27 protein-coding genes are annotated in these 26368 nt (G+C 32.9%); 7 read left to right on the top strand and 20 right to left on the bottom strand.

The features are described from left to right. Window positions 1-15: 15 nt before the first annotated feature. On the bottom strand, window positions 16-1020 hold the full coding sequence (gene gap, locus SHI72_RS08720) for a type I glyceraldehyde-3-phosphate dehydrogenase (RefSeq protein WP_039118098.1): 1005 nt from the start codon (window positions 1018-1020) through the stop codon (window positions 16-18). A gap of 27 nt (window positions 1021-1047) precedes the next feature. Further along, window positions 1048-1917 carry a lipoyl synthase gene (gene lipA, locus SHI72_RS08715; protein ID WP_039112372.1) on the bottom strand — a complete coding sequence of 290 codons (870 nt, stop codon included), beginning with the start codon at window positions 1915-1917 and terminating at the stop codon, window positions 1048-1050. 277 nt (window positions 1918-2194) lie between these two features. On the opposite strand from lipA, the gene SHI72_RS08710 reads away from it, so the two are divergent. Next, window positions 2195-3064 (top strand): M48 family metalloprotease, encoded by an 870-nt coding sequence (locus SHI72_RS08710; protein WP_323489727.1) that lies wholly within the window; start codon window positions 2195-2197, stop codon window positions 3062-3064. A gap of 57 nt (window positions 3065-3121) precedes the next feature. Here SHI72_RS08710 and SHI72_RS08705 read toward each other — a convergent pair whose 3' ends face one another. The 12 genes from SHI72_RS08705 to recF all read right to left on the bottom strand — a co-directional run bounded on the left by SHI72_RS08705 (window position 3122) and on the right by recF (window position 13621). Then, window positions 3122-3502: a PH domain-containing protein gene (locus SHI72_RS08705; protein ID WP_035627768.1), complete on the bottom strand. Its 381-nt coding sequence runs from the start codon at window positions 3500-3502 to the stop codon at window positions 3122-3124. 170 nt (window positions 3503-3672) lie between these two features. Next, window positions 3673-4482, bottom strand: a complete 810-nt coding sequence (locus SHI72_RS08700; protein ID WP_323489726.1) for an energy transducer TonB — start codon at window positions 4480-4482, stop codon at window positions 3673-3675. 152 nt (window positions 4483-4634) lie between these two features. Then, window positions 4635-5186 carry an RNA polymerase sigma factor gene (locus SHI72_RS08695; protein WP_039112368.1) on the bottom strand — a complete coding sequence of 184 codons (552 nt, stop codon included), beginning with the start codon at window positions 5184-5186 and terminating at the stop codon, window positions 4635-4637. Then, window positions 5177-6286, bottom strand: a complete 1110-nt coding sequence (locus tag SHI72_RS08690) for a glycosyltransferase (protein WP_039112367.1) — start codon at window positions 6284-6286, stop codon at window positions 5177-5179. Before SHI72_RS08690 ends, SHI72_RS08695 begins: the two co-directional genes overlap by 10 nt. Before the next feature lie 82 nt (window positions 6287-6368). Further along, the gene (locus SHI72_RS08685; protein ID WP_323489725.1) at window positions 6369-6983 is read right to left on the bottom strand and encodes an FMN-binding negative transcriptional regulator; all 615 of its coding nucleotides are present in this window, start codon (window positions 6981-6983) and stop codon (window positions 6369-6371) included. A 1-nt stretch (window position 6984) separates the two neighbouring features. Beyond that, entirely contained in the window at window positions 6985-7443 is a 459-nt protein-coding gene (locus SHI72_RS08680) for a GNAT family N-acetyltransferase (protein ID WP_323489724.1), read from the bottom strand. A gap of 10 nt (window positions 7444-7453) precedes the next feature. Beyond that, window positions 7454-8467: a UDP-N-acetylmuramate dehydrogenase gene (gene murB / locus SHI72_RS08675; protein ID WP_039112365.1), complete on the bottom strand. Its 1014-nt coding sequence runs from the start codon at window positions 8465-8467 to the stop codon at window positions 7454-7456. Window positions 8468-8631: 164 nt separating this feature from the next. Beyond that, entirely contained in the window at window positions 8632-9732 is a 1101-nt protein-coding gene (locus tag SHI72_RS08670) for a pyridoxal phosphate-dependent aminotransferase (protein WP_323489723.1), read from the bottom strand. Window positions 9733-9954: 222 nt separating this feature from the next. Next, window positions 9955-11016, bottom strand: coding sequence for a glycosyltransferase (locus SHI72_RS08665; protein ID WP_323489722.1), 1062 nt, complete (start codon window positions 11014-11016; stop codon window positions 9955-9957). Window positions 11017-11091: 75 nt separating this feature from the next. After that, entirely contained in the window at window positions 11092-11769 is a 678-nt protein-coding gene (locus SHI72_RS08660) for a DUF2461 domain-containing protein (RefSeq protein WP_323489721.1), read from the bottom strand. Window positions 11770-11782: 13 nt separating this feature from the next. Further along, on the bottom strand, window positions 11783-12478 hold the full coding sequence (locus SHI72_RS08655) for a thioredoxin domain-containing protein (RefSeq protein ID WP_323489720.1): 696 nt from the start codon (window positions 12476-12478) through the stop codon (window positions 11783-11785). Window positions 12479-12541: 63 nt separating this feature from the next. After that, a complete protein-coding gene (recF, locus tag SHI72_RS08650; RefSeq protein ID WP_035627786.1) occupies window positions 12542-13621 on the bottom strand; it encodes a DNA replication/repair protein RecF in 1080 nt (359 codons plus the stop codon). Window positions 13622-13864: 243 nt separating this feature from the next. On the opposite strand from recF, the gene SHI72_RS08645 reads away from it, so the two are divergent. From SHI72_RS08645 to SHI72_RS08620, 6 genes are all read left to right on the top strand, one after another. Next, window positions 13865-14650, top strand: coding sequence for a tetratricopeptide repeat protein (locus SHI72_RS08645; RefSeq protein ID WP_039112360.1), 786 nt, complete (start codon window positions 13865-13867; stop codon window positions 14648-14650). A gap of 76 nt (window positions 14651-14726) precedes the next feature. Beyond that, on the top strand, window positions 14727-15296 hold the full coding sequence (ribH, locus tag SHI72_RS08640; RefSeq protein ID WP_039112359.1) for a 6,7-dimethyl-8-ribityllumazine synthase: 570 nt from the start codon (window positions 14727-14729) through the stop codon (window positions 15294-15296). A 163-nt stretch (window positions 15297-15459) separates the two neighbouring features. Next, window positions 15460-17382 carry a DNA mismatch repair endonuclease MutL gene (gene mutL / locus SHI72_RS08635; protein ID WP_323489719.1) on the top strand — a complete coding sequence of 641 codons (1923 nt, stop codon included), beginning with the start codon at window positions 15460-15462 and terminating at the stop codon, window positions 17380-17382. Further along, window positions 17379-18194 carry a rhomboid family intramembrane serine protease gene (locus SHI72_RS08630; protein ID WP_082001785.1) on the top strand — a complete coding sequence of 272 codons (816 nt, stop codon included), beginning with the start codon at window positions 17379-17381 and terminating at the stop codon, window positions 18192-18194. The genes mutL and SHI72_RS08630 overlap by 4 nt, the downstream gene beginning before the upstream one ends. Window positions 18195-18237: 43 nt before the next feature. Further along, window positions 18238-19107, top strand: coding sequence for a rhomboid family protein (locus SHI72_RS08625; RefSeq protein ID WP_039112357.1), 870 nt, complete (start codon window positions 18238-18240; stop codon window positions 19105-19107). Between the two features lie 19 nt (window positions 19108-19126). Next, complete coding sequence (locus SHI72_RS08620) at window positions 19127-20173, top strand: endonuclease/exonuclease/phosphatase family protein (protein ID WP_039112356.1); 1047 nt, start codon at window positions 19127-19129, stop codon at window positions 20171-20173. 8 nt (window positions 20174-20181) lie between these two features. On the opposite strand, the gene SHI72_RS08615 is transcribed toward SHI72_RS08620, so the two are convergent. The 6 genes from SHI72_RS08615 to SHI72_RS08590 all read right to left on the bottom strand — a co-directional run bounded on the left by SHI72_RS08615 (window position 20182) and on the right by SHI72_RS08590 (window position 26365). After that, on the bottom strand, window positions 20182-20799 hold the full coding sequence (locus SHI72_RS08615; RefSeq protein ID WP_039118088.1) for a WbqC family protein: 618 nt from the start codon (window positions 20797-20799) through the stop codon (window positions 20182-20184). 81 nt (window positions 20800-20880) lie between these two features. Beyond that, on the bottom strand, window positions 20881-22485 hold the full coding sequence (lepB, locus tag SHI72_RS08610; RefSeq protein ID WP_323489718.1) for a signal peptidase I: 1605 nt from the start codon (window positions 22483-22485) through the stop codon (window positions 20881-20883). Window positions 22486-22528: 43 nt separating this feature from the next. Further along, the gene (lepB, locus tag SHI72_RS08605) at window positions 22529-24085 is read right to left on the bottom strand and encodes a signal peptidase I (RefSeq protein WP_323489717.1); all 1557 of its coding nucleotides are present in this window, start codon (window positions 24083-24085) and stop codon (window positions 22529-22531) included. Window positions 24086-24157: 72 nt separating this feature from the next. Further along, window positions 24158-24856, bottom strand: a complete 699-nt coding sequence (dapB, locus tag SHI72_RS08600) for a 4-hydroxy-tetrahydrodipicolinate reductase (RefSeq protein WP_323489716.1) — start codon at window positions 24854-24856, stop codon at window positions 24158-24160. Window positions 24857-24902: 46 nt separating this feature from the next. Then, window positions 24903-25466 (bottom strand): DUF5683 domain-containing protein, encoded by a 564-nt coding sequence (locus SHI72_RS08595; RefSeq protein ID WP_039112351.1) that lies wholly within the window; start codon window positions 25464-25466, stop codon window positions 24903-24905. Further along, window positions 25466-26365 (bottom strand): ParB/RepB/Spo0J family partition protein, encoded by a 900-nt coding sequence (locus tag SHI72_RS08590; RefSeq protein WP_039112350.1) that lies wholly within the window; start codon window positions 26363-26365, stop codon window positions 25466-25468. The genes SHI72_RS08595 and SHI72_RS08590 overlap by 1 nt, the downstream gene beginning before the upstream one ends. Window positions 26366-26368: the final 3 nt, after the last annotated feature.

Here is a 26368-nt window from a genome sequence, read left to right as displayed (position 1 = left end):
CTTTTTATTAGTAGTTTATACTTCCTTCGTTAGCAATATCAAATCAATTAATCTTGATGAATATCCAACTTCATTATCGTACCAACCTACAACCTTTACCATTTTATCGATTACAGATGTAAGTTGTGCATCAAATAAACACGAATTCGGATTTCCAATAATATCAACAGATACAATAGGGTCTTCGGTATAATCTAAAATTCCTTTTAAACTAGTTTTTGCTGCATTTTGAAATGCTTCATTAATCTCTTCAATAGTAACGGCACGTTTTACATTAAATGTAATATCTGTTAATGATCCATCAGGAACAGGAACGCGTATACCGCAACCACCAATTTTGTTTTGTAATTTGGGGAAAATTTTAGTTAATGCCTTTGCTGCGCCCGTTGTTGTAGGAACAATAGATTGGCTCGCACCTCTGGCTCTGCGCAAATCTTTATGGGGTTGATCGTGCAGACTTTGATCTGTTGTGAATGAATGTATTGTAGTAATGTAGGCTTGCTCAATACCACAAAGATCATCGATTATTTTAATCATAGGAGCTGCATTGTTTGTAGTGCAACTCGCATTAGAAATTATTGTTTCAGTTCCGTCCAATATTCCTTCATTTACACCCAAAACTACAGTTTTGATTGTGTCAACTTCAGAAGGTGCAGATAGAATGACTTTTTTTGCTCCGGCAATAATATGTGCATTTATTTCTTCGTGCGTTTTATATTTACCGGTAGATTCTATAACATAATCTATGTCACAGTCTTTCCAATTTAGGTTTGAAATGTTTTTCTCATGGAAAAATAAATAATGTTTTCCATCAACGATTATTCCACTTTCGTCACTGCTTACCACAAACGGTAACACACCATGAATACTGTCGTATTTAATAAGGTGAGCCATAGTTTTTGTGTCGGCAATATCATTTATGGCAACAACTTCAATTTCGGGATGATTTAAAAGTAATCGAAACAAGTTTCGACCAATTCTTCCGAAACCATTAATAGCAATTCGTATTTTTTTATTCATTTAAGATAAAATATTCAACATTTAAAACTAAAGAATATGTTTTTGCGCTTTGTAGGAAGAACGCACTAACGGACCGCTTTCGACGTGGCGAAAACCTAGTTCTAGTCCGAATTTTTCATATCTGGCAAATTGATCTGGAGTGATAAATTCTTTTACAGGTAAATGTTTTTTACTTGGTTGTAAATATTGACCAATTGTTACTACATCTACATTTGCATTGCGCAAATCGGTCATAGTTTGAAATACTTCCTCTTCGGTTTCTCCTAGTCCAAGCATGATTCCTGACTTGGTTCTGTTGATTCCTTTTTCTTTTAGATAGCGTAAAACTTCTAAGCTACGATCGTATTTGGCTTGTATACGTACTTCACGAGTTAATCGACGAACAGTTTCTACGTTATGAGAAACAACCTCGGGATTAGCTTCTACAATTCTGTCAATGTTTCTTTCGATTCCTTGAAAATCAGGAATTAATGTCTCTAAAGTCGTATTTGGATTCATACGTCGAATTGCTTTCACGGTTTCATTCCAAATAATCGAACCACCATCTTTTAAATCATCTCTATCTACACTTGTTATAACAGCGTGTTTGATATTCATGATTTTAATAGAACGTGCTACTTTTTCTGGTTCGTCCCAATCTACAGTCTCAGGTCTCCCGGTTTTTACACCACAAAAACCACAAGAACGTGTACAAACGTTACCTAAGATCATAAAAGTAGCTGTTCCTTCTCCCCAGCATTCACCCATATTTGGGCAGCTTCCAGAAGTACAAATTGTATTTAAACTATATTTATCTACTAAACCACGTAGTTCAGTATATTTTTGTCCGATTGGTAGTTTTACCTTCAACCATTTTGGTTTCCCAATTGGTAAATTATTATCTATAACGCTTTCCATATTCAGTATTCAAAGTACAAAGATAAGCATTGTTGTTTATTTGTAGATTTGTTTATGCTTTAATTTATAAAACGATAACAAAATGACTGTTAAATTCTTTTTTGCGGATTATTAATAAATTAAGATGAATGAAAGGATTTTTGATGAAAACCGCAATAAATGGTCGGGATTTCTGAAATTATAAGATATTTTTTTCTTCTAAAATTAATTGGTTTCCGAGATACGTGTATTTTAAAGATGTAGTATATTTGCTACAGTTAATTTAATAATTAAAAAGATGAAAAGAAAATCGATAGCGTTAGTTGTTTTGCTTGCAACTTTTGGTTTTACACAAGCCAATGCACAAATAAATTTGGGAGAAAAAGCTTTAGGAGCTGTTCAAAAAGGAGTTGCAGGATTTACGTTTAGCGATGCCGATGCAGCAGCTTTATCAAAAGAAGCAGTTGCAGAAATGGATGCTAAAAATCAAATTGCACCAGCTACAGATGGTTATGCAATTAGACTAAACAGATTGTTTGGAAAACATACTGCTGGAGATGGATATACATTAAATTACAAAGTGTATATGCTAAAAGAAGTAAATGCTTTTGCAACTGCAGATGGTAGCGTTCGTGTATATTCTGGCTTAATGGATATTATGGATGATAACGAATTGCTTGCAGTTATTGGGCATGAAATTGGTCACGTTGCCAATCACGATTCAAGAGATGCGATGAAAGCTGCTTACAAAAAAGAAGCTTTAATTGATGCTGCGGCTTCACAATCAGCAAAAATTTCTGCACTTACAGATACGCAATTGGTAAAAATTGGAAATGCAATGATAGATAGTAAACACAGCAGAACTCAGGAATCTGAAGCTGATTTGTTTTCTTATAACTTCATGAAAAAGAATGGCTATAATGTAAATGCCGAAGAATCTGCATTTAGAATCCTTGCTAAAATGAGCGAAGGTGCCGAAGGATCTTTCTTGGATAAAATGATGAGTTCACATCCTGATTCTAAGGAAAGAGCAGATAATGCTAAAAAAAGAGCTGAAAAAGACGGAGTATACAAACCATATGTTCAGCAAAAAATTGTTAACACTGTGCCAGTAGCAGCAAAGAAAGCGACAACTAAAAAAACAGTTAAAAAAACGACTAAAAAATAATTAAGTCTATTTTTAGAATTGAACATAAAAAAAGCAGAACCTAGGTTCTGCTTTTTTTTATTTTAATACGTGGTGTGCTAATACTTTTTGAACTTCGTATACATTTACCGATTTATTAAATTGTTTAATAATACTCGGATGCAATTCGCTCGAAACCCAAATTTTTAATTCGGCGTCAAGGTCAAAAGTTCCTGCAGTTTCAACACTAAATCTTGTGATGCTCTTGTATGAAATTGATTTGTATTCGGTTTTACTACCAGTTAATCCTTGTTTATCAACCAGAATTAATCGTTTTGTAGTAAAAATAAAAGTATCGCGAATAAGTTTAAAGCCTAATTCTATTTCTTCATTATCGGTTAAAAGTAAACCGTATTTTTTAATTAATTCATCCTGACTTACTGTACCAGCATTACCAAGCATTGCCGAGAATATTCCCATAATTTGTTATTTGTTTTGATGATTTTAAAAAAGCAATTTTCATCAGTAAAGATACATTTTTTTATAAAAACCTACTTTAGATAATTAGATAAGAATTGCTTTTTTAAAACAAAAAGGCATAAAAAAAGCAGAACCTAAATTCTGCTTTTTAATTTTATATTTATTCTGTTTTATTCAGTTTTTATTGTAATAGGTAGGTTGTATGCAGTACGAACTGGTTTAGAATCAACCATTCCTGGACTCCATTTAGTTCTTAAAGATTTTAAAACTCTAATAGCTTCTTTGCCTAAGCCGTATCCTGGATCATTTCTTACAAGGATATCGGTCATGCTTCCGTCTCTCTCAATTACAAATGATACATAAATACGAATCGTTCTTTCGCTATCTAATTCCGGACGATTAAAATTGTTACCTACATAAGTATAAAACTTATTCATCCCTCCAGGGAATTCTGGCAATTTGTCTAGAGAACCAATAGGTGTAGGTTCGTTAATAGTTGGTGCTGTTACAACTTCTGGTCCGCCACCTCCACTTTGTATGGCATTTGTTAGTATTCCGTTACTTTCGCCACCTGTTGCTTTTACCGCCACAACGTTCTCGGTAGCCTTTGCTACTTCTTGTGTAGCTTGGCTTGCTTCTACAATTGTAGGGTTTACAAGTTGGCTTTTTTCAATAGCAGTTTCAACAGGTTGAGATTTTACAGCAGGCATTTCTGCCGATTTCTCATTAATGTGAACTTCACTCACTTGTACAATTGTCGGTAAACTATCGGGGATAGTGGTTATTACATCGACTTTGCTCAGTTTAGTAATAAACATTGAAGCGCACACAATGGCTGTGGTAAAAAATAATCCCATGAAAAGTGCCTTAATTGAGTTTTTTGAACTTTCTTGGCGTAACTGGTACGCGCCATACTCTTTGTTTCTGTTTTCGAATACAAGGTCAATCCATTTGTTTTCGTAGATGCTTGATGTTGACATAATTCACGGTTTTTTAAGGTTAAGTAGTGGTTAAATCATAAGCAAAAATTGTTTTACCTAATAACGTTAATAATAAGAACTTGGTATGCGGGATTTTTATTTATTTAAGAATAAAGGTGTAGATGTTTTATCCTTTGCTTAAAGATAATAAATTATCTTTTGTTTTTAATCACTTCTGCTAATAATTTTTTAGCACGAAGTAATTTTATTTTTACATTGCTTAAAGGCTCATTTATTTTGAGTGCAATTTCTTGGTAACTCATTTCCTGAAAATAGCGTAGCTGAATTACTTCCTGATAATGTGGCTTTAATTCTTTAATGCAATGTAATAATCGGGATAAATTTTGTTCAGTGATTAATTCATCCTCTACCGACGGAGTAGTGTCGGCAATATTATAAGCTTGTTGGTTTTCCTGATCGGTGATTTCTATAAAAAGATTAGTTCTCTTTTTACGTAATAAATCTATATGTACATTCTTTGCAATAGCAATAAGCCATGTGTTGAATTGAAATTCAGAATTGTACGTTTTTATTTTATCAAAAGCTTTAGAGAAAGTTTCGATGGTAATATCTTCAGCAATGGTTTCGTTTTCGGTGCGTTTAAGCATGAAGCCATAAACTTCGTTCCAATAATGGTCCAACAAAAAAGTGAAGGCAATTTGATCTCCATTTTTTGCTTTCTCTATTTTAGAATTTATTTCCAATGTACCGGTTTTGAAAAGATATTAGTTATAAAGATATTAATTTGAGTGAATATAAGCACAATTTCTACAATAGGAAACCAAAATTTTAAATCATTTTCTTTTAATTTTCCCGCTGAGAAACCTACAACAAGCCACGCAGCAATATAACGTACCAAGAATAAGCTTAATACAATTATCCATTGAAATTGAAATGCAAGTAAAATAATGGCAAGTATAAAGAATAATAATTGTGAGCTATAAAAAACACCCAATTGAATTTTATCAAAAAACTTATAATAATTAGCTGTAGCTATATGTCTTCTTTTTTGAATAAACCAGTCTCTGTAAGTTTCCTTAGGTTTGGAATAAGTAAAACTCTCAGGAGAGTATGATAGAGTTGTGTTGTTGCTATTTGCAGCTTCATTAATAAATAAATCATCATCGCCAGAACGAACCTGAATATGTCCGATGAATCCGTTTACGTTAAAAAACTCTTCTTTTTTATAGGCTAAATTACGACCAACTCCCATATATGGGTGACCTGCTTTTGCCCAAGAAAAATATTGTAGGGCAGTAAGTAAGGTTTCGTAACGAATGATTTTATTTAGGAATGATTTTTCTATTCTTTCGTAAGCGCCATATCCTAAAACGATTGTTTTGTTCATTGTAAACTGCGAACTCATTGCAGTAATCCAATTTTTAGAAGTAGGATAACAATCAGCATCAGTAAATAATAGGTACTCTTTTTTGGCAGCTTTAATCCCTAAAGTTAGAGCATACTTTTTATTTCCCCAAAAGGCTTCGTTATTTTTTACTTTAACTAAACGTACTAAATTTGGGTATTGGCTTTCGAAAAGTTCAAAAATTTCTAAAGTTTCATCACTTGAAGCATCGTCTATTAAAACAATTTCAAAATCAGGATAATCTTGCTCTATTAAAAGCGGAATATACTTAACTGCATTTTCGGCTTCGTTTTTTGCACAGACAATAACTGAAATTGGAATTCTTTTTGGAGTGATATTCTGTGTTTTAGCAAAAGAAAATTTACTAAATATACCCAGATAGTAAGAAAGTTGTACAACAACGATAGCAATAAAAAAGTATAAAATAATTGTAAGCATCTGATTTTAATGTCTTTTAATTTTAAATCTTGCGAGTGCAAATGTAATTATGAATTCCCGATTTTCAACCCTTAATTTGTAATTACTTTCTGCATTTTTCCATTTCTTTTGCAACCGCAATAGACTGAGGGTTTTCTGTTTTTTCTAAGGCTGTGATTATGTTTTTGTAATTAACATCGTCTCTGTTTTGAGACATTTTTTTAGTAGCCTGAATTTCATCTATTTCAATCTCGAAAGCGATTATTCCGTGTGCTTGTCGCATTGTTTTTGCAGATAAATCTTCTACTCGAACAGGTTTTTCTGAACTAGCTTCATATTTGTCTACTAATTTTTTTAGCGATTCGACAGCAGCTTCGTGATTTACAATTTTTATTCTACCATAGATATGTACTGCAATATAGTTCCAGGTAGGTACATTTTCATGATCATACCATGAAGACGAAATGTAACTATGCGGACCAGAAAAAACAGCTAGAATTTGATCATTTTGTGTAAAGCCTTCTCCTTGCGGATTTAGTTTAGAGATGTGACCACATAATATTTCTTTGCCATCGGCATTGGTTTCTATTTCTAGCGGAATATGTGTTGCCCACAATTTTCCATTCGTCTGATTGATTAATATACCGAAGCTGTTTTCTTTAAGAAAAGCTCTAATTGCTTCAGGATCTTCATTTTTGAATATACTAGGTGTGTGCATATTATATTAAGTTTTTTCCAAAACAAATTGCTTCGGAGTTATTTACATATTTGCCGTAGTTTGGAATGATTTTATAACCTGATTTTTGATAGAATTGTGTTGCTTCCAGATTTTTAACCCGAGTTTCCAGGATTAATTCATCGTAACCAATCTCTTTAGCTTTCGTTTCTAAGAAAGATAAAATAGATTGACCGATTCTCTTTCGCGGATATTTAGCATACATCCGTTTTACTTCGCCTGTAGTTTCTGTAATAGGTCGTATTGCGCCACAACCTACGATTTCGTTATCGAGCTCGGCGGCAATAAATAAATATTTGGGGTTGTTATTGTTCCAATCTGTAAATGAGTTTTTCCCGTCGCTGCCAAAACGTTCCTGAAGGTTCATGCATAACTCATTAATAATAGGAGCTACATTTTTGTTATCAGGGTTTATTGTTTTGATAGATAGAGTTATACTCATATTTTTAGATTTAGATTACATTTACTTCGGCTTCTATATGTATTCCGAATTTTTCGAAAACTGTTTTTTGGATGTCTTTAGAGATTGCCAGAATTTCTTGTCCAGTAGCATTTCCGTAATTAACCAGAACCAAAGCTTGATTCTTGTGAATTCCGGCATCGCCAAAACGTTTTCCTTTAAATCCAGCTTGTTCTATAAGCCAGCCAGCAGGAACTTTAACTTCAGTTTCGGAAACATCATAATATTTCATTTCTGGGAATTTCTGATGTATCTTTTCGAAGTCTGATTTTAATAGAATAGGATTTTTAAAGAAGCTTCCGCTATTTCCTAGTTCTTTTGGGTCTGGTAATTTACTTTGTCTAATCGCAATTACGGCATTACTAACGTCTTTTAAATTAGGGTTTGTAATGTTGTTTTTGGCTAGTTCGGCAGTAATATCTCCGTACGAAGTGTTGATTTTATGATTGCGCTTCGTTAGTTTGTAAGTTACAGAAGTAATAATATATTGGTCTTTTACTTCGTGTTTAAAAATGCTTTCGCGATATCCGAAATTACATTCGGCATGAGTAAAAGTTTTTATTTCCTGAGTTTCGATATTCATTGCCTGGCAAGAAACAAACGTATCTTTTATTTCGGTTCCGTAAGCGCCAATGTTTTGTACAGGAGTAGTTCCTACATTACCAGGAATAAGCGACATGTTTTCTAATCCGCCAAAATCTTGCTCGATTGTCCAGAGCACAAAATCATGCCATGTTTCTCCAGCTTGACTTTCAACCCAAACAAAATCATCATTTTCGTCAACTATCTTTTTTCCTTTTAAATCAATATGAATTACCAAGGCATCAATATCTTTAGTTAAAAGCATATTACTTCCGCCACCTAAAATAAATTTTGCTTGGTTTTTATTTTCTTCTAAAACCTTTCTCAATTCATCAATTGAATGTACGGCAATAAATTGTTTTGCTTTGGCTTCAATGCCAAAAGTATTATGATTTTTTAAAGAAAATTGAGATAGAATTTCCATAAATGCGAAACTTTTTTGTAGAATTAATCGAGAGCTCAAAAGTAAGGATTTTAATCTATTTTGAGTTGAGTTTCTATAAAATAACAGACGATTAAATTCGTTAAAAAATAAATTGATGTTATAATATCTTGCAAAAGCTTTAGATAGCTTTTTTTGATAAAGATTTATTTTAAAGCTTCAATAAATTGTTGCATCTCTTTCATGGTGCCTATCGTGATTCTCGTCCATTTTCCATTTTCTTCATAAATTTTCGTTCCTAATATATTATGATCTTCTAATTGCTTGAAATAATCTTTTTTATAATTGGCTAAAGAGAAATAAATAAAATTTGAATAGGACGGAATACAAGTTATATTTAATTGAGTAAGCTGATCAATAGTATATTTTTTTGCTTCTTCGTTTGAGGAATATACTTGTTTAGTGAAATTCTCATCATTTAGAGATGCTATGGCAGCAGAAGCTGAGATAACGCTAACGGACATATTTGTTGATGATTTTAAATTGCCTAATTGCTCAATAGTAACAGAATGTGCAATTGCATAGCCGATACGAGCACCAGCTAATCCGTAAAGTTTTGAAAAAGTCTTGGTTATTATCAGGCTTTTGTTTTCAGTAACAAGGCTGCTTAATGATTGTTCTGTAGTAAAATTGATATAAGCCTCGTCTACAAAAACCATTGTTTTTTTGGTTGCTTCGTTAATAAAGGATACCAGTTTTTCTCTGTCACAAATTGTCCCCGTCGGATTGTTAGGATTGCAGATGTAGACCATTTTTGTGTCTGAATCAATAGCTTTTAACATCGCTGTTAAATCATGTTTTTTGTCATCAGTTAATGGAATGGTGATTTTTTTTAAGCCTAATTTATCAGAAGGAGCTATCCAGTAATCGAATGTAGTTCCAGCAATTATAAAATTACCTTTGTTTAAAGCTGCGTATTGAAGGACTAAATCTAAAATTTCGGTCGAACCTGCACCTAATAAAATATTGTTATCTGAAACGTTATTCTTTTTTGCAATAAGAGAAATTAATTCTGACCAAAGCTTCCAGTTATATCTATTACTGCTGTTTACACTTTTTGTCATTGCAGCACGAGCAAGCGGAGACGGACCGTAAGGATTTTCATTTGATCTTAATAGTATAGGAGAGTTATCTAAATTGGGTAAGATGTAATCTGATGAAGTATTTGCAAATCCATCAAATTGGCAAAAGCCTAATCCTATTGTGCCTAATCCTATTTGTTTCAGCCAGTTTCTTCTGTTATTCATCTCTTTTTAGATTAAATTAAACTATTCCATAAAACAGTATGACGTTAGGATTGAAGAAATGTTACGCGTTGAATAAAATAAGATTTTTTACCGCAAAGTGCGCAAAGATTTTTATCTCACTATATAGAAAACACAAAGTTCGCAAAGCTTGGTGTTGATCCAGCTTTGCGAACTTTGTGTTTTTGTAGAGCCATCCATATAAAAACCTTGCGTGCTTTGCGGTTACTTTTTACGCAAATCCAGTAAGTCATGATATTTATCTGCAATAAGTTTCATGTTGATTTTATAGTTTGCATTTTTTTCTACAAACTTCCTGTTTTGTATAATCGCTTTGTTTCGTGAATCAGGATTTTTATATGACCAGATTAGTTCTTCGGCAAGATTTGTATAATCATCAATCGGGATTAATTGTCCGTTTTCACGATGGTTTATCCAGCTTTGATTTCCAGGAATATCAGATACAACAGGGTAACAATTACACGCCATAGCTTCAAATAATGAGGCAGAAACCCCTTCGGTACTTGGCATGCTAATATAAAAAATGGCTTGTTGTAATAGTTTAGGAAGTTCGGTATTTGGAATTCTTCCAGTAAAGATTACTTTGTTTTTAATGTCCAATTCTATAGCTAGGTTTTTAAGATATTCTAATCTGGTTCCGTCGCCAACAATTGTCAAACGGAAATCAATGTTTTGTTTGTCTAAAATTGCAAAAGCTTTCAGGATACAATCGTGTCTGTATTCGGGTTGCAAGGAACGGGTAACAATTGCCTCAATTCTATTTGATTTGTTTTCGGATGCTTCAAAAAGTGATAAATCTATTCCTTTTGGTATGACCAAAACTTTATTCATATCCACACCAATATCTTTCATAGAGATTGTCATAACAGGTCCCCAAGCATGTATTAAATGCGCTTTTTTGAATGCGTGTTTCTGGATGATTTTTTTAAGGGGTAATAATACAGAGCCTTCAGGCCATAAATCGGTTCGGCCTTGTTGCGCAATTGCAATTGTATTTGCGCCCGATATTGCAGCAAGAAAACCATAGCTGGTCGTTCTTTCGGCAATAACCATATCTGGTTTTTCTAATCGAATGATTTTTTTTATCGTGAAAGGAGCAAAGAGATATTCGGCTATTCGTTTGAAACGATTAAGTTTAGTGTTGTTTGGAGTTTTGAGTTCCCAAGTGCAAATGTCAAAATCACCAAATTCCTGTAAGCCTTTAATCCATGTAATAGCATCGGCTCGGTAGGATTCGCCAAGAAAAAGTATTTTTCTTTTTTTCATTCAGTGATTTGTCTTTTGTTTTTTTTGCCACAGAAAAGGGAGGCTTTTAATCTGTGGCAAAAAATATCTGATTTTTTAAAATTCGTCAGTCGTTAAAGCACGATTAATGAATTCATTTAATGGTTTTAACGTAATAAGTTTCTGACTCATTTTAGCAACAAAATCTTTCTGAGTAACTTCTTTGATATCGTATTTTTGCGTAGCAGTAAAACTTTTTAATTTTAAAAACTCAATTGCAGGATGGTCTTTCTCGTATCCGCGTGGTGGGTTTTTAAGCGAATTAGTTTCGGTTACGTCAAGACTTCCGAATTCTTTCTTGAAATTTTTATCGGCAATGATAGCTTCTAAATCATCATGGAAGAATGCAATTTCTTTACGTACCTTTTTTAAATCTTCGGCTTCTGGCGAATAAAAACCTCCAGCTATAAAACTAGCGCCTTTCTCGATGTGTACATAATATCCAGCACGGTTTTGTCCTTTTACACCAGTAGAAAGCCAAACGCCAAGATGTGCTTTATAAGGAGATTTATCTTTAGAGAAACGGATATCACGATTAATTCGGAATGTACAATTCTTAACTTCCAATAACTCTAATGAAGGATCCATAGGTTTCATGGCGTCCAGGAAATCGGCAACTAGTTGGTGATAATCTTTTTTGAAGATTTCATAACGTTTTTTATTTTCCAAAAACCAATCTCTATTATTGTTGGTTTTTAAATCATCTAAAAATTGTAAACTTTCTTTGGTAAGCATATTTTTAGTTTTATTATAGTTGTTTTTTTAAATCGGCTTCACTGATAAATCCTGTATTTTTCCATTTTACTTCTTTGTTCTCATATAATAATAGAGTAGGAAGTTGGTCGATTTTCATGTCTTTTACCAAGGTTTTATTTTGGTCAACGTCGATACGAATAATAACCACTTTATCGGCTAATTCTTTTTGCATCTTCGTAAGGTACGGAGTCATTTGTTTGCAAGGACCACACCATTCAGCATAAAAATCAATCAGGACTTTTTTATCAGTATTTAATAAAGCAGCATATTCGTCGCTTGTCATTCCTGTAGCTTTGGTACTTGGTTTAGAATGTCCTTCGGCGTTCCATTTCATGATTCCGCCATCAAGCTCATATATAGTTGTAAAACCTAATTCTTGTAATTTTTGAGATGCTTTTTTGCTTCTTCCACCGCTTAAACAATAAACAAAAACAGGTTTAGATTTGTCGTAGGTTGCCGCTTTTGTAGCAAAATCATCGCCATTCCAGTTTACGTTTACTGCATTATCAATATGTTCAGATGCAAATTCATCAGGAGTTCTTACGTCTAAAATCTGTGGGTTTTCAGTGGCTTTTATTTTTTCTGCGAAAGCGGCTGGCTCAATAACTGATACATTTTTGCTAGATTGTCCGTTGCAAGATGCTAGTACGAATGTAATTATAATAAGGAATGTTTGTGGGAATTTCATAATCTTGAATTTAAATGTGTAGGCTAATTTAAGGGTTTTTTTAATTTTGGAAACAGCACAAAATCATAAATTAAATATTTTATAAGTCTGATGTGTCGATTTTACGATAGTTTCAGTTCGTTCAGGATGCGTGTCTGAAATAAAAAGTTGCCCGAAAGTATCTTTATTTACCATTTCGATAATTTTGGCAACCCGACTTTCGTCTAATTTATCAAAGATATCATCAAAAAGGAGCAGGGGTTTTACACCGCTTTGTTTTTTTAAGAATTCAAATTGAGCCAGTTTTAGTGCGATCAAGAAAGATTTTTGCTGTCCTTGTGATCCGAATTTTTTAATAGGATGATGGTCGATTTCAAATGACAAATCATCCTTATGTATTCCGACGCTTGTATAATGCAAGGCGCGGTCTTTATTAATGTTTTCTCGTAAAAGAGTTAATAGGTCTTTTTCGAACAAATGACTTTCGTAGACTAACTGAACAGTTTCTTCGGAGCCAGTTATCGCCTGATGATGTGTATTGAAAATTGGAATAAAAGCTTCGATGAATTGTTTTCTTTTATCGAAAATGGTTTTTCCGTAGCTATCCAATTGTTCATTATATATAGATAAGGTGTCGTTATCAAAAACATGATTCAATGCAAAATATTTAAGTAGGGCGTTACGCTGGCTAATTACTTTTTGGTATTGAATAAGTTGTTGCAGATAATGGGAGTCTAGTTGCGAAATCACGGTGTCCATAAATTTACGACGAGTTTCACTTCCTTCTACAATTAAGTCCCTGTCGGCAGGAGAAATTATTACTAAAGGAATAAAACCAATATGGTCTGAGAATTTATCGTAGGCTTTGCCGTTTCTTTTTAGGATTTTTTTCTGTCCTTTTTTTAAACTACAAACTATTTGTTCGTTTCGTTCATTTTTTTCTATCTCGGCATCTATTACAAAAAACTCTTCTCCGTGCTTGATGTTTTGCACTGCCAAAGGATTAAAATAGCTTTTTCCGTAGGCTAAATGATAAATAGCATCGAGTACATTGGTTTTTCCAATACCGTTTTTTCCAACAAAACAATTTATTTTTTTGTCAAATTCGAAATTGGCTTCGGAAAAGTTTTTATAGTTGAATAAAGAAATCTTTTTTAGATACATTTGTAAGTTGCTGAAATAAAGCTTTTTATTGTTTTTAGATGACAATTTTTAAGCGTGTGCAAATTATTGAAAAATATCGATATAAACCGTTTTTTGGGACGTTGAGTGTGTTTTTTTTTTGATTTTACGGCGTATAAAAGTCCATTTTTGAAGGATTTTTTTTAAAAATAAATATAAAATTGATTTTTTTCATGTAAGTTTCAATAAAAATTTTATTTTTGCCGTTCACTAAATTAATTTTAAATGGCTACTTACAATAAAAGAGGATATAAAGCACCTAAAGAAAAGGAAGTTAAAGATGAAGTTGTCAATGAAGAACAACAAGTAATTCTTGATGGAAAAAACAGTACTACTGCTGGAGTTTTTTCTAAATTAGATGAAACTGCTTCTAAGACAGAGGATTGGGTTGCTAGAAACCAGAAAATCATTATTGGATTAGTTGCTGCAATTGCTCTGGGAACTGTAGGTTATTTGGCTTACCAAAAATTTATTACTGCTCCTAAACAAGATGAAGCTGCTAATGAAATGTTTGTTGCTCAACAAAACTTTGAAAAAGCAACTAATGGTGTAGCTAGTGATTCTTTGTATAAACTATCATTAAATGGTTCTGAAGGTAAATTTGGATTTGTAAAAATCGCTGATGAGTATTCAGGAACAGATGCTGGAAATTTAGCAAACTATTATGCTGGTGTTGCATACTTAAACATTGGTAAATATGACGAGGCAATTTCTTACTTAGGTAAATTTAGCTCTAAAGATTTAATTTTAGGAGCTTTAGCTAAAGGAGCAATTGGTGATGCTTATTCTCAAAAAAATCAACAAAAAGAAGCTTTAGACTATTATGTAAAAGCTGCTGAATTAAATAAAAATGATTTTACTACGCCACGTTTCTTACTAAAAGCTGGTAAAACTGCTTTGGCTTTAGGTCAAAAAGCAGATGCTCTTAAGTATTTTACAAATGTTAAAGAGAACTTCGAGGCAACTCCAGAAGCAGCTTCTGTTGATGTTTTGATAGGTTTAGCACAATAATTAATAGTTAGATTTCCTTTTTTTAATTTTAGATTCGTAACTTACAATCTCAAATTTTAAAATCTTAAATATAAAGATGGCTACCGAAAATAAAAATTTATCCGATTACGATAAAAACACAGTCCCAAATGCGAAAGATTTTCGATTTGGGATTGTTGTTTCTGAGTGGAATGACACTATAACTGAAGGGCTTTATAATGGCGCTTTTGAAACACTTATTGAAAATCAAGTTCCTGCACAACAAATTATCCGATGGAATGTTCCTGGGAGTTTTGAGTTGATATATGGAGCAAAAAAAATGTTACAAACTCAAAATGTTGATGCTGTAATTGTAATTGGATGCGTAATCCAGGGACAAACAAAGCATTTTGATTTTGTATGCGAAGGTGTAACTCAAGGAATTAAAGATTTGAATGTTCAAACTGATATTCCAGTTATTTTTTGTGTGTTAACAGATAATAATATGCAACAATCTATTGACAGAAGTGGTGGTATTCACGGTAACAAAGGTACCGAGGCTGCTATTGCTGCAATAAAAATGGCATACATCCGTCAGCAAGCTTCTTTAAATCAGTTTCAAAATCAACAGTTGTTATCAGCTGGTGCGCTTCAAATAGAAGACAAACCATTGGAACTAGAAAAATAAAAACACATTTGTAAGAATACTTAAACCTATACTGTGTAAAAATAGTATAGGTTTTTTGTTTTTTTTATGAGTCCTCAAGTCAAAAAAACCAGCTAAAATTCATTAAATTTGTGCTTCTTGGTTTTGAAACTTTAAACCTTAACCTTTAATCTATTTTTTCTTAATGTCGAGTATTATACAATTACTTCCTGATCACGTTGCCAATCAAATTGCTGCTGGAGAAGTCGTTCAAAGACCTGCTTCGGTGGTGAAAGAGCTTTTAGAAAATGCAGTTGATGCTAAAGCAACGGATATTAAATTAATCATCAAAGATGCAGGAAAGTCATTGGTACAAGTAATCGATAATGGTTCTGGAATGAGTGTTACCGATTCGCGTTTGTGTTTTGAGCGTCATGCGACTTCTAAAATTCGTCAGGCCGAAGATTTGTTTTCATTGCATACTAAAGGATTTCGTGGAGAAGCACTAGCTTCTATCGCTGCGATTGCTCATATGGAAATGAAGACTAAACAGGATCAGGAAGAGTTAGGAACACACATTATTATTGAAGGAAGTAAATTTGTTTCGCAAGAAGTAGCCGTTTTGCCTAAAGGGACTTCATTTGCGGTTAAAAACTTATTTTTTAATATTCCTGCCCGTAGAAACTTTTTAAAGTCGGATATAGTTGAATTTCGCCATGTTATGGATGAGTTTCAGCGTGTAGCTTTGGCGCATGCCAATATTCATTTTACTTTTTATCATAACGGAAGTGAGATGTATAATTTACCTCCTTCTAGTTTTAGACAACGTATCGTTGGAATTTTTGCTGGTAAAACAAATGAAAAGTTGGTTCCGGTAAATGAAGAGACCGAAATCGTTGCTATAAAAGGATTTGTTAGTAAACCTGAGTTTGCTAAAAAGAGTAGAGGAGAACAGTTTTTCTTTGTTAATGATCGTTTTATTAAAAGTAGCTATTTGCATCATGCTGTTATGGCTGCTTATGATGGAATTTTAAAAGATGGTGCGCAACCAAGTTATTTCTTGTATTTATCTGTGCCGCCAAATACAATCGATATCAATATTCATCCGACAAAAACAGAAATTAAGTTTGATGATGAACAGGCTTTATATGCAATTTTAAGAGCGTCTATAAAACATAGTTTAGGACAATTTAATGTGGCGCCTGTTTTAGATTTTGATCGTGATGCTAATTTAGATACACCTTACCATTATAAAGATTTAGAAGGAGAAACTCCAACGATTCAGGTTAATAGTAACTTTAATCCATTTGCTAATGATACACCAAATAAACATTATGCAAATACAAATTCTGGGTCTAGTTATAGTTCAGGATCTAGTTATAGTTCTGGCGCCAGTTCATCAGGTTCTAACTCTTATTCTAGTTACAAAAAACCTGAGGCAACAGCTAGTTGGGAAAGTTTGTATGTAGGTTTAAAGCAGGATACGGAAGAAGTAGGGATGATGTCTTTTGAGAATGAAGAAGTAACTTCGTCTTTATTTAATGATGATGAGGTTGAACAAACTGTTCATAAAACATATCAAATACATAAAAAATATATTGTTTCGCCTATAAAATCCGGAATGGTGATTGTTGATCAGCAACGAGCTCACCAGCGTATTTTATACGAGCAATTTTTACATAATATGACGGTTAATCAGGCTTCAAGCCAGCAATTGTTATTTCCTTTAAATTTGTTTTATTCCTCTACGGATATGGAAATTATAAGAGAATTGCAATTATCGCTTGTAAATACTGGTTTTGTTTTTGAATCTACAACCGAAGAACATATTGTTATTTCGGGAATACCTATAAACAGTACCGAAAGTGAAGTTTCGCTGGTTATAGAACAATTGTTAAGTGATTTGCAGGATGGAATTCCAGAAAGCAGCTTTTCGCAAAATGATACGATTGCCAAATCGATGGCAAAGAGTATGGCTGTAAAAACAGGAACATACTTAACAGAAAAAGAACAAGATAATTTGGTAAATGGACTCTTTGCTTGTAAAGACCCAAATATTTCTCCATTTCAAAAACCAACTTTCATCACCATGCGTGTGGAAGATATAGATAAAAAATTTGCATTATGATGAACATGACTCCTGTTGTAAAACAATTATTGATAATTAATATTATCTTTTTCCTTGGCTCACAATTAGTGCCGGTTTCTTATGAATACTTTTCATTATACTTTCCAGAGAACTACCATTTTAAACTTTGGCAGCCTATCACGCATATGTTTATGCATGGAGGATTTATGCATATTGCATTTAATATGTTTGCATTAGTTTCTTTTGGTTCGGCATTAGAACATTTTTGGGGAGGTAAAAAGTTTATATTCTTTTATATTTCATGCGGATTAGGTGCTGCTTTACTACAATTAGGTTTTAATTATTATGAAATACAGAGTGCTTTAGAAGGAGCGTCTAGTTTAGGTTTATCAGATGCTTCATTGCACCATATAATGAATGTTAATTTTACTGATGGAACAAGTTACCGAGGAGATTTGTTTATGGATGGTATTAAGCCAATTTTAGCTGAAGCTGGAAAAATTAATCTATTAAACGAGGTCAGTTTTAAAAGTTTGTTTGATGCATCTATAATTAATCAGACCCCTATGGTTGGAGCTTCTGGAGCAATTTACGGACTTTTGGTAGCTTTTGCTTTCATGTTTCCTAATGCTGAGTTGGCTCTTATGTTTATTCCGGTGCCTATAAAAGCTAAGTATTTTGTACCAGGAATTATTGCTGTCGATTTGTTTTTAGGTTTCCAAGGAAATTCATTGTTTGGTGGTGGTGGTACAGGAATTGCTCATTTTGCTCACGTTGGTGGAGCGCTCGTAGGATATTTAATGATGTGGTATTGGAAAAAGACGCAGTTTAATAATAATCGTTGGAATTAATTTTTTAGCTTTATTATCTAAATTTTAAACACAAAAAACACATATGAATATTTTAGACGATTTAAAGTTGCAATATAAAATGGGCGGAATTGCTCAGCGAGTAATCTATTGGAATATTGCTTGTTTTTTAATTTCATTGGTGTTTTTTTATCAATTTTCAACAGGACAATTTGCTTTACCAAGTTGGTTAGCATTATCATCAGAACCATCTGATTTCTTGTTTAAACCGTGGACATTTTTAACCTATGCTTTTTTTCATGATGGATTTCTGCATTTGTTATTTAATATGTTGGTTTTAAATTTTGCAAGTTCTTTATTCTTGACTTTTTTTACCGAAAAGCAGTATTTGGGTTTATATATATTAAGTGCAATTTTTGCTGGAGTAGCATTTGCGCTTAGCTTTTATTTTTTAAATCTTAGTGCTTCAGTAGTTGGAGCTTCGGCTGCAATTATGGCGATTTTGGTTGCTACGACTACATATCAGCCATTAATGCCAGTTCGTTTGTTGCTTATCGGTAGTGTTAAGTTATGGCATATTACCCTTGTTATTTTGGTTTTGGATCTTATGCAGTTTAAATCTGGTAATATGGGAGGGCATATCTCTCATCTTGCAGGTGCTGTTTTCGGATTTCTGTTTATAAAACTATTGCAAAGTGGAGTAGATTTGAGTAAGATTGTTACTCGTGTTTTGGATTTCTTTACTAATTTATTTAAGAAATCACCATCTACGCCTTTTAAGAAAGTGCATAAAAATTACAACAATAAACCAACGCAAAGAACTACAACTTCTAAAATTGTTACCAAAGACAAAACGCAACAACAAATTGATGAAATCTTAGATAAAATTAGTCAGTCGGGTTACGATTGTTTGACAAAAGAAGAAAAAGAATTTTTGTTTAAAGCGGGAAAGTAAAATCATTAATTAAAAGAAAATGAAAAACCTTTCATGGTTTAATAAGATAATGTTTTTTCTGAATATAGTGCTCACTGTATTGACATTTAGCGCTTATGTTTTGCCATTTTTAGCACCCAAAATTTTCCCTCTTTTGTCGGTGTTTACTTTGTTTATGCCGTTGTTTTTTGTGTTCAATGGATTGTTCTTTTTCTATTGGGCAATTCAGTTTAAAAAACGAATGATTTTATCAGGATTAGTGCTCTTGATGGGGATTACTTTTATAAATAAATTCTATAAATTTTCGACTAAAGAATATGTTGAGAGTAGTAAGGATTTTACTGTAATGAGTTATAATGTACGTTTGTTTAATGTATTTAAATGGATAGATAGGGAAGATGTTCCGCTTGATATAGAAACGTTTATAAACGAAAAAAATCCGGATATTTTATGTATTCAGGAGTTCTCAAATTCTGCTAATATCGATTTAAAGGTTTATCCGCATCGGTATATATTTATGGAAGGAAATAAGATTAAAACAGGTCAGGCAATTTTTTCGAAGTTTCCTATATTGTATCAGGGTAATATTGTTTTTCCTAATTCTAATAATAATGTAATTTATGCTGATATAAAGCGTGGTAAAGATATTATTAGAGTTTATAATATGCACTTGCAGTCAATTAAGATTTCGCCTGATGTAAATGAGATTTCTGATAATATCGATGTGATGAATCAGGAAAAGTCGCAACTTATTCTTTCCAGAATTAGTAAAGCATTTAAGCAGCAGCAAGAACAAGCTGAGATATTTAGAGAAAATAAAAAAGAATGCACATATCCACTTATAATCTGTGGGGATATGAATAATAGCCCTTTTTCATACGTATATCGTAATATAAAAGGAAAACTAAAAGATAGTTTTGAAGAAGCTGGAGTAGGATTTGGAGCTACTTATAAGTTCCGCTACTATCCTGCAAGAATCGATTATATTTTTGCTGATAGTAAGATGAAAGTAAAGAAATTTGAAAGCTTTTCAGATTTTGAAAACTCAGACCATTTCCCTATTTTGGCTACTCTTTCGATGGAATAATAAATGAATTATAGCAGCTTTTGATTCTTTAAATAGTCCATAGCATATTTCCCTTCATTAAAAAGCAAATCCAATACACTTAGGTTATTTATAAAGCCATGTTTGTCATCAAAGACTTGCGTGTAGGTTTCGAATGCATTAGTATCTTTTTTCCCGTTTGCTAAGACTCTAAAATCCGAAATACTAGCATCAACCTCATGAAAGTATTCTGAGGTCTTAGTGTACTCTAATTTCATTCGTAGGCATTTAGAAACGATATCTAAAGCTTCAAAATTCAAATCCATTAAGAATTGATGTTTCTTATCGAAAAATGGACGTATATCATCTTCAAAAAACTCGAAAAAAGGAGAACTTCTATACGCAGCTTCCAGCGATTTAAAATGTTGTTTTTGCCAGTCAAATTCGTTTTCTACCTGAATCTCTTTGGTTTTCTGATGTGCATTTTTAGAGTGCTTAACAGGGATGTTTAATAATTGTAGTCCATTTGGGCTATAAATATACGTACGGTTCCTGTTGGTTTGTTTCTGGAAATTATCTTCTATCTCAAACGTAATACTTTCAGATTGTGCCATTACAGCACAATGGCTAATTGAAGGAAAGTAGGTTGGGAGTAATAATGAATTCATGTGCTATTTTTGTTTGATTGTTTAATCGTTTACTTGTTGAAAGCACAAGTAAACGATTAAACAGTTCAACGAATAAACGTGTTATGCTTTTTTCTCTTTTCTTTTTCTCCAGAAATATTCGCCAATAAAGTAGGCTGCCAAGAGAAATAAGAAATGTTTAAAGTATGATTGTGGTTGCCCTTCTCCATCTACAGTTGAGAAAACTCTGTCCCAGCGAACTTTATTTAGTCCTTTGCCGTGAGTATCCCAGCTCATCCATATAAATACAGGTTTTCCGATAACGTGATCAAAAGGTACAAATCCCCAATATCTGGCATCGATAGAGTTGTCTCTATTATCACCCATCATCCAGTAGTAATCTTGTTTAAATGTGTAAGTACTAGCAACTTTACCGTTAATTAAAATTTGATTTCCTTTTACTTCTAAATCATTACGTTCGTATTCTGATATTAGACGTTTGTAAATAGGAAGAACTTTTAGGTTAATGTTGATTGTCTTTCCTTTTTGAGGAATATAAATTGGACCAAAAAAATCATTGTTCCAGTTGTAATCTTTGTTATGAGGGAATATTTTAGGGTCTCTATCTCCTTTGTTTGCTTTTCTTAGTTCAAGACTCTCTACATAAGGATTGCTCTTGGCTTTGCTTACTGCTTCTGGAGTGGCTTGTACGTAATAAGTTTCCGTTTTAGGATCGTAACCTAAATCATCGGTTATATCATATTGTCTTAAAAGATTTGAAACTTCTTCATAAGAAGAGAACTTAACCTTAAATTTAATGTTATAAGAAAACTGAAGTCTTACTCTTTCCGTTTGCTTCATTTCTTTTCTGTTAATAAATACGAGTCCGTTTCTTATCTCTAGAGAATCTCCAGGAACTCCAACACATCTTTTAACTAAGTTGGTTTTTTTGTCAATTGGTTTGTAATAATTTCTATCTGGCGAAAAATTATTCATGTCCAAAAGCGTATCAGCAGGCTGATTAAAAACAACAATATCATTGCGTTTTATTTCTTCAAAACCAGGTAATCTTAAATAAGGTAATTGTAGCTTGTTTAAAAGTGAAGTCTTTTTTTGATTTACATCATCATTAAATAAGTAGGATTTCTTTTTTAGCCCAGGAATAGTGTCATGTACCATAGGCAAGGCTACTGTTGTCATTGGTATTCTTGCGCCATAATTTACCTTGCTTACAAATAGAAAATCACCAACTAGTAATGTTTTTTCTAGTGATGAACTTGGTATTGTAAATGGCTGGATAAAATAGGTATGAACTATAGTTGCAACAATTATTGCAAAAAGAAGCGAGCTAAGTGTATCTGCGGTTTTGTTTTCGGGTCTTAAACTTCTGTTTGCATTGTACTCTAATTTTTGAGTATAGTTTACATAATAGATGTAGAATCCAAAAGTAACAAGTCCGAGAACGGTATCTAATGTAGATTTTTTTCCAAAAGTGCGTAGGGTTTCAACCCAAACTATTGGAAACATAATCAAGTTGATAATCGGAATAAAAAGTAATAATGTCCACCAAGTTGGTCGACTGATAATTTTCATTAATACAATGGCATTGTAAATAGGGATTGCAGCTTCCCATTTTTTTCTTCCAGCTGCCTCATATAATTTCCATGTTCCTATAAAATGAACTACTTGAATTACTAAGAAGAATACAAACCATGAATAAAATGACATATCAGTTTTTTTAAGTTAAGATTATTAAACTAAGAATTTGTGATTAGATATTCTTTTTCTCTTTTCTTTTTTTCCAGAAATATTCACCGATAAAAAACGCTGCAAGAGCAAATAAGAAATATTTAAAGTACGATTGTGGCTGACCTTCACCATTTACAGTAGTGAAAACTCTGTCCCAACGAACTTTGCTCATTCCTTTACCATTTGTATCCCAGCTCATCCAGATGAACACTGGTTTTCCAACAATATGATTTTCTGGAACGTATCCCCAATAACGACTATCTTCGGAGTTGTGACGGTTGTCTCCCATCATCCAATAATAATCTTGCTTGAAAGTATATGTTGTAGCGACTTTACCGTTAATACGAATTTCTGAACCATTTACTTGTAAATCATTCCCTTCGTATTCTTTTATAATTGCTTTGTAAAATGGTAAAGATTCGGTTGTTAATGCAACTGTTTTTCCTTTTTTAGGAATATAAATTGGACCAAAATTATCGGCATTCCATTTGTCTAACTGTGGGAAAATACCTGGGTCTGATCCTTTTGCAATTTCTCTTCTTACATTAGTTATTCCAGGAACATTTCTTAATCTTGCAGCACTAGCTTCTGTTAGAGCTCTAAAATATAAAGTGTCTTTTTTTACATCATCTTTAAATCCAGCACCGTCTGTAATGTCTAATTCTCTTAGTAATACTTCAAAATCAATAGGAGTTTTCCCGTCTAAAGCTACTGCATAAGAGTATTGAGGTTTAGCTCTTTCTGGTAAAACTAAAACTTTGTTGTTAATGTAAACGATTCCGTCTTTTATCGCTAAACTATCACCTGGAACACCAACACATCTTTTTACGTAATTTGATTTTTTATCAATTGGCTTGTCGGCTCTTCTTTTAGAAGTGTCAAAAAACTTATATACGGTATCCATTGGCCAGTTAAAAACGACAATATCTGTTCGTTTTATTTGTTCATAAGCAGGAAGTCTAAAATAAGGTAATTGAGGCCATTTTAGATATGATTTTTGTTTAGTCATCGGGATAGAGTCATGTACCATTGGCAAGGCAATAGTTGTCATAGGAACTCTAGGACCATAGTTAACTTTACTTACAAATAAAAAGTCACCAATAAGTAATGATTTTTCTAATGATGAAGTAGGAATTGTGTATGGCTGAACGATGTAAGTATGAACCAAAGTAGCTACAATTATAGCAAAAAGAAGGGAGCTAACAGTATCGGCAGTTTTGCTTTCTGGAGTTAGACTTCTATTAGCATTGTAAACTAATTTTTGAGTGTAATTAACGTAATAGATGTAAAAACCTAAAGTTACAAGACCAAGAATAGTATCTAATGTAGATTTTTTTCCGAAAGTTCTTAAAGTTTCAATCCAGATTACTGGAAACATAATCAAGTTAATGATTGGAATAAAAAGCAATATTGTCCACCAAGTTGGTCGACCAATAATTTTCATTAGTACAATAGCATTATATACAGGAATTGCTGCTTCCCAACTTTTTCTTCCTGCAGCTTCATATAATTTCCAAGTTCCTATAAAGTGAATAACTTGCACTGCTAAAAAGAATACAAACCATAAATATAGTGTCATACTAATTTGTTTTAAAGTTTAAAATATAGTCTTTCGGTAAACGAATTTTTATATTTTTAAATTGTTTTTTATTTAAAATTCCAGAACATCTTTCATTGTAAAGATACCTTGCTTTCCTGCAAGCCACTCAGCAGCTATTACAGCTCCAAGAGCAAAACCTTCACGATTATGTGCTGTATGTTTTATTTCGATACTATCAATTCCAGAATTGTACGTTACAGTATGTGTACCTGGAACATCTCCAATTCTTTTGGCTTCGATATGAATTTCTGTAGGTTTGGCTTCGTCAAGAGTCCAGTTTTTGTAAGCGCTATTTTCGATTACGCCTTTGGCCAATGAAATAGCTGTACCACTTGGAGCATCTAGTTTTTGAGTATGGTGAATCTCTTCCATGTCAACTTTGTAACTATCAAATTTAGCCATTATTCTAGCTAAGTGTTCGTTAAGCTCAAAGAAGATATTTACACCCAAACTAAAATTTGAGCTAGAGATAAAACCTCCCTTTTTTTCATTGCAAAGAGCAACCATTTCGTCATAATGTTCTAACCAGCCTGTTGTTCCAGAAACTACAGGAACATTAGCGTTAAAAGCATTAGAAATGTTTGCAACTGCAGCAGATGGAACGCTAAAATCGATGGCTACATTAGCAGTCTCAAGTCCTTCATAAGTATTGAATTCGTCTTTTTTTAAGACAATTTCATGACCTCTTTCTAAAGCAATTCTTTCGATTACTTGCCCCATTTTTCCGTATCCTAAAAGCGCAATTTTCATTTGTATGTTTATTTTAAATTCAAAAATTGCAGTTTATCACTGCAATTTAAAAGTGGTAATTAAATGTTAGTCCAACGTTGGGTCTTAATGTTACATCGTCGGGGTATATTTCTGGACGTAAAGATAATCTTTCATTTACGTTAAACTGAATCAATGCAGCATCAACATTTGCATCTATTATATTTAAAACATAAAAGCCCAAGGTTACTAGGGCAGATAAATCTCGATTACGTTGATAAAATTTTTGACCTGCAATAAGTCTGCTATCGTCCAGATATTGAAGTTCGTCATTGTTGTAGCCTTCAAGTCTACGTTTGTATGCATCTCTATATTGATGGTATTTTTTATTATTATCAATATAGAAATACAAACTTGTACCTATGGCTCCGTAAACTAGAGGGATTTTCCAATATTTTTTATTGTATGCCTGTCCTAATCCTGGTAAAATAGCAGAGTAAAAAGCTGCTTTTGCAGGAGTAAGTGGGTCTATCTCAGTCGATTTTAGGGTGTCTTTTGCTACCAAGGCAGCATCTCCTTTTTTTGACTGAGCAAAAACAGCAGTACTTCCTAATAGAAAAAAGAATAGACCTATGGGAACTATTTTATTCACTACCCGTTTATTAATTTGATAATTCTGGCAAAGTCTTCTTCAGAATGGAACGGAATTGTAATTTTTCCTTTTCCGTTTCCAGCTACTTTTATGTCAACTTTTGCGCCAAAATAATTTGTAAATGTGCTTTTTTGATCTTCTTCGATGTCAAATGAAGAGGCTTTTGGTTTTCCAGCAGGTTTAGGTTTTAAACTTTCGTGGTAGTTTTTTACCAAAGCTTCTGTTTCACGTACAGATAAATTACGGCTAACAATTTTTTGGTAAATATCGGTTTGAACATCTAAATCGTCAACGTTTATAATTGCACGACCATGTCCCATACTTATAAAACCATCACGGATACCAGTTTGGATAATTGGATCTAGTTTTAAAAGACGTAAGTAGTTTGCAATTGTAGAACGTTTTTTACCAACACGGTCACTCATTTGTTCTTGAGTTAACTGGATTTCATCAATCAAACGTTGGTAAGAAAGTGCAATCTCTATCGGATCTAAATCATGACGTTGAATATTTTCAACCAATGCCATAACCAATGATTCGTTATCATTTGCAATTCTGATGTATGCAGGAACATGTGTTAAGCCGATTAATGTTGAAGCACGTAAACGACGCTCTCCAGAAATTAATTGGTATTTATTGAAGTCTAATTTTCGAACAGTTATAGGTTGAATCACACCAAGCTCCTTGATAGAAGTGGCTAGTTCACGTAATGATTCTTCGTTAAAATTGCTTCGGGGTTGAAACGGATTTATTTCGATAGCACTAATTTCAAGCTCTATAATACTTCCTACAACCTTATCAGCATTTTTATCGTCAACGGATTTTATATCATTTTCCGGATCTTTTAATAATGCAGATAATCCTCTTCCTAAGGCTTGTTTTTTAATCGCTTTTGTCATAAA

It is taken from the genome of Flavobacterium sp. PL02 (assembly GCF_035013205.1).
Taxonomy (GTDB): Bacteria; Bacteroidota; Bacteroidia; order Flavobacteriales; family Flavobacteriaceae; genus Flavobacterium.
This window is presented reverse-complemented; position numbering and strand designations above follow the sequence as displayed.